The 4,375-nt window shown below is 52.7% G+C and carries 6 protein-coding genes; all 6 read right to left on the bottom strand.

Going from position 1 to position 4,375, the window contains the following annotated elements; translation table 11 throughout:
* Positions 1 to 295: 295 nt before the first annotated feature.
* Positions 296 to 535: a DinI family protein gene (locus tag QM624_RS14335; RefSeq protein WP_306684372.1), complete on the bottom strand. Its 240-nt coding sequence runs from the start codon at positions 533 to 535 to the stop codon at positions 296 to 298.
* Positions 536 to 986: 451 nt separating this feature from the next.
* On the bottom strand, positions 987 to 2,081 hold the full coding sequence (locus QM624_RS14330; RefSeq protein ID WP_274415826.1) for a flavin monoamine oxidase family protein: 1,095 nt from the start codon (positions 2,079 to 2,081) through the stop codon (positions 987 to 989).
* On the bottom strand, positions 2,078 to 2,761 hold the full coding sequence (locus QM624_RS14325; protein WP_217186585.1) for a cupin domain-containing protein: 684 nt from the start codon (positions 2,759 to 2,761) through the stop codon (positions 2,078 to 2,080). Before QM624_RS14325 ends, QM624_RS14330 begins: the two co-directional genes overlap by 4 nt.
* A gap of 41 nt (positions 2,762 to 2,802) precedes the next feature.
* Complete coding sequence (locus QM624_RS14320) at positions 2,803 to 3,147, bottom strand: carboxymuconolactone decarboxylase family protein (RefSeq protein ID WP_007712977.1); 345 nt, start codon at positions 3,145 to 3,147, stop codon at positions 2,803 to 2,805.
* 36 nt (positions 3,148 to 3,183) lie between these two features.
* Positions 3,184 to 3,465, bottom strand: coding sequence for a hypothetical protein (locus QM624_RS14315; RefSeq protein WP_217186586.1), 282 nt, complete (start codon positions 3,463 to 3,465; stop codon positions 3,184 to 3,186).
* 216 nt (positions 3,466 to 3,681) lie between these two features.
* The coding region (locus tag QM624_RS14310; protein ID WP_415092954.1) for a LysR substrate-binding domain-containing protein at positions 3,682 to 4,375 on the bottom strand (694 nt) is incomplete at its 5' end.

The following is a 4,375-nucleotide window of genomic DNA, read 5'->3' as shown; positions in this document are numbered from 1 at the left end:
GAAGATAAAATCAGTGGCACAGTGTCACAGTGGCACAGTGGCACAGTGGCACAGTGGCACAGTGGCACAGTGGCACAGTGGCACAGTGGCAAACAGGCCAGTGCTAATAAAACGACTCAAGGCCATTAATGAGGGGAACGAACAGCTTTGATACATGCAGCCCTATGGTGCGTATCTTACGATGTTGCAGTATGCACTTTGTACAAGAAATTTCCGGCGGGCGGAAAATAACAGTTTACAGGCAGGCGTATCATTAAATGACTGCCTGCTGGTATTGAAAACTAACAAGTGAAGACTAAGACTCAAGCCACATATCAGCTTCTTCAAACATCTCCTGCACAACCCGGCTTATCTGTTCCTTCTCATGCTTGCTCGCATCAGTGTTGATCGCTGGCAGCGTCATCATCGGTTTAACGCGAACTTCTGCATCCGGGAAAACGCGGCCAATCCTCTTTGTTAACTCATCCAGAATGATGTTTTTTGCACCTGGCAGGCCTTCGAAATTGCGTTTGTCATAAACGAGTTCTACGAACATTACCTTTCCTTAGATTGTGAAATTAGTCTTAGCGTGAACTTGGTTTTAAAAATACAGCTGTATATGTATACAGCCAATGGGTGGGTGAGGGTGTAACTCATGCAACGTCCTTACGAGATAAGGGCTGCATTCGTTGAGGCCATACAACTCAATCAGACTATTGCAATGTCAGCACTGACAGCTTCCTTGCCAGACTGCGGTGACAAGACCACTGACGACAGCGAAAACCGCTACTGGATCCTTAGTAACATGGGGAGGGTAGTCTTATGTGATTTTGTCAAAGCTAAGTTCAAATTTCTGGGGTGGGGAAAAGCTGAAATGTTCGCTCTGTGCCAGAAGCGGACGTTTCAGAAGCCAGTTCTTTTTAAAAGCTGATGCATTATCGAACCGGATACTCATGTTTTTCAACACCCCCTCTCCGGCTCGGATGGTAGCACCCCATTTTCGCGGGTTATTTCTGTTGTAGCCAGCGCTGAACGCCCGTTAATGCAGAGTCAATTGCGCCTGCCAGATAGCCCGAGAACTGCGGTGACCATTCACTGGCGACACCTGTTATCTCGCCGGACCATTCTCCCCTGGCGGGAAGTTGCTCAGGCATTGCGTGCCCGACTTCCTGCAGGAGATCAAATTCCGTTGCAGTAAACGGATCGGCCGCCCAGTCTTTTATATACTCAGCTTCGGGCTCTGCCGCATCCTGCCCAAATAAGCGTACGACCTGCTCCCGGCAAAGGCTTTTGAGAACAGCTTCGCTGACAGTCCATCTCGATTTTGCCGGTACGCCAATAAAACCAAAAATCGCCGTTTTACCTGAATCTGGCTCGGATACATCGTGGATCTCAACCATTGGCCCAACACGGCTTCCTGCATTCCCTGAAAGTTGTCGTGCATGGAATAAGTCCGTTTTATATACAGCGACATATTTCGCATGGGGGGCCATCCATGTCGGGGTTTTCCGCCAGTTTGACAGCACCTGTTCCGGCATCGCCGGTCTGAAATCTATTTTAGCTGCCAGGGCAGGAGGCAGAGCGAGGAATACATGCTCACCTGAAAACACAGCTTTTTTACTGCCTTCGGACCGGGTATGGACCAGCACTTCCTTGCCGGCCCGGGAAACAGTCACCACCTGATGACCTGTTTTAATCCTATCAACCGGGATCTGACTTTTGAGCGCCGCCATCAGCGCCTGCATTCCTCCCTTCAGCCTGAAAGACGCCGGAGAACTCTCCCATGCTGGGTAGCGTTCGGGGGGCGAATTCAGCTGGCGTTCGTAGAGCATGTCACCCGGACGGCCATGTGCGATTACCGGAAGGTTAAGCCGCTCGATAAGTTGCGCGAAGTCCGGTTGAATATCGGGCCAGAACCAAGCTGCCCCCATATCTACATGAATGCCAGAGGAAGTGCCCGCCAGTTCCAGGCCTGACAGCACGCGCCCGCCCGTTCTGTCCCGAGCCTCAAGGATCACATAATCCACCCCCGCTTTTTCAAGCAGCGTGGCGGCATAAAGGCCGCTTATGCCCGCACCAATGATAACAACGCTCTGCTTCATAATGTTGCTCCGGTCAGGGTTATCTGGCTGAGATGCCCTGTTTTCAGATAAAAAAGTGCGCCAGAGGCGGTGGCCATCAGAGCAGGCATATCACCCGGTGGAAACCGCAGCCAGCTTCCTGCTTCATAGCAACCGTCGGGCGCCCCGAGTTGCCCTTTCAGAAGAAGGAGTTCTCCACCGCCAACAAGTGGCGCACAGAAGATCCGCTCGCCCGGAGCAAGCTTCTGAAGCAGAACGGTTTCCAGGGTGCCGGAAAATAACGGGCAGATTTGTCTTTGCGGCTGACCGTGCCAGTTAGCTGCCGCCTGGGTATTTATTCTCACCGGCCGGCGTTCATCAGCAGACATCTGGCGCAGCTTGACGAAAATGGTTGTGCCGTCGTGACTTGAGGGCTGGTGAGAAGAACCGTCCGGGCTGCGCAGGTACCAGCCGGCAGGGTGATCGACACCGTTTTCGGTAAAAGTCCCCTCGAGCACCAGAATCTCCTCTCCGCCGGGATGGCTGTGTGCGGGAAATTCGGATCCGGGCGCATACCTGACAAGGCTGGTTGCACGGGCTTGCTCGTGACCAATCCGGTCCAGCATTACGCGCTCAACGCCGGGCTGAGGAGAAGGGATCCACAGATAATCATCCGGGGTGACGATCGCGCGCTGCGAAAAATCAGAATTCAGTAACATCATAGCTAATGATTAGACGGCCCTGGAGGGGGCCGTCTTCAGGCCTATTTGTTCGGCAGATTATCGTAAACATCCAGGGCTCGCGCGGTATACGTCAGCGCTGCGCCGGTGTTTAGATTAATGGCAACGGCCAGCGCTTCAGCGATCTCTTCGCGCGTGGCACCGTGCTTAACCGCAGCGTCCACATGTACGGCCAGGCAACCGTCACAGCGGGTGGTTACGGCCACGGCCAGTGCAATCAGTTCATGGGTTTTGGGATCGAGGTGCTTGTTTTCTGACGCCCCTTTATCCATCTGTTGAAAGCCTTTCATAAACTCTGGCTGCAGTTTGGCAAATTTGCCGATGGTGGCGAGCAGGCCACTGCGATATTCATTCCAGTTTAAGAACATTGAAAACTCCGGTTATTTTTTGTTTCAGAAAAGTCATTACATGACGTCGAAAATACGTACATCAGGCGCGCTGTTTAAATAGGGTTTTAATCCTGCAACGACATCCTGCATGAACAGCGGACTGCTAAGGTATGCCTGCGCCTGCGCCACGGTCGTAAAACCGTGCAGCACCTGGACATCCTCATCACGGACAAGCAACTCTTTAGAGGTGGCACCCTCGATGGTGGTCAGAAACGGGGTTTTGTATTTCTGGTATACCCCCGCGGCTGCCGCGCGATTTTCATTACTGATATCCAGGGTGATTTGCAGATAAGCCATCGTTCTCTCCTTCGCTCGGGGTTGAAGTAACACACCCGGTAAAAAAACCGGTCTGTATCACCTTTCGTTGAGGGCGATTATCAGAAAGCGAGACAGCTTCAACAAATCAGATAATCTTGCGGAGCAGAGAAGAAATTCTATGTCGCGGTTTGTCGTGGGAAAAGCATTACGCGCCCGGCGTGATTGCCGGGGTAGCGTAATGCCTGAGGGGACAGTTTATGAACGATCTGAGACGACATCCTGAAGAAGCCAGTCATGGAAAACTTTTACTTCATCACGCATAACTTTTTGTTGCGGGGTGACCAGATAATAGGACCATTTGAGTGGCCACCGATGGTCGGGATGCAGCTGAACCAGCTGCCCTGTTTCTATAAGCTTTTTCACCAGAGCGTACCGGGCAATAGCCACGCCCCTGCCGCTCAGGGCCGACAGGATCACTGCTGAGGTGGAGTTAATATGAAGCCCGCTTTCCAGCGCATCGGGTGCACCGACTGCCATAAGTACATCATTCCATGACGGAAAATCCGCCCCGGGATGGGGGGTGTCATCGTGGATGAGTTTCTGCATGGCGAGCCATTCACTGCAGGCCATTTTGCCGGGCGGCACCAGGCGCGGACTGCAGATCATCACCGCTTCTTCATCCATCAGCCATGTTTTATTCACGCCTGGCCAGTCGCCCTGTCCGCAGCGAATACCTATATCCGCCTCGCCGTGCGACACATCCATCAGCTTTTCAGTAACGTTAAGCCGCAGATCGATATTTTCGTGCGTTTCCGAAAACCGGTTCAGGCGATCCATCAGCCAGTTCATCATCAGCACCTGCGATGCCGTCACAACCACTACTGAGCGCGACCGGCGACCACGAAGCTTGTTTAATCCGGTTTCGAGTTTGTCGAGCCCCAGCGTAATG

The sequence above is a fragment of the Micropruina sp. genome (genome assembly GCF_047606365.1).
GTDB lineage: Bacteria > Actinomycetota > Actinomycetes > Propionibacteriales > Propionibacteriaceae > Micropruina.
The sequence above is the reverse complement of the archived record's forward strand: the minus strand, read 5'-3'. Positions and strand labels throughout refer to the sequence as shown.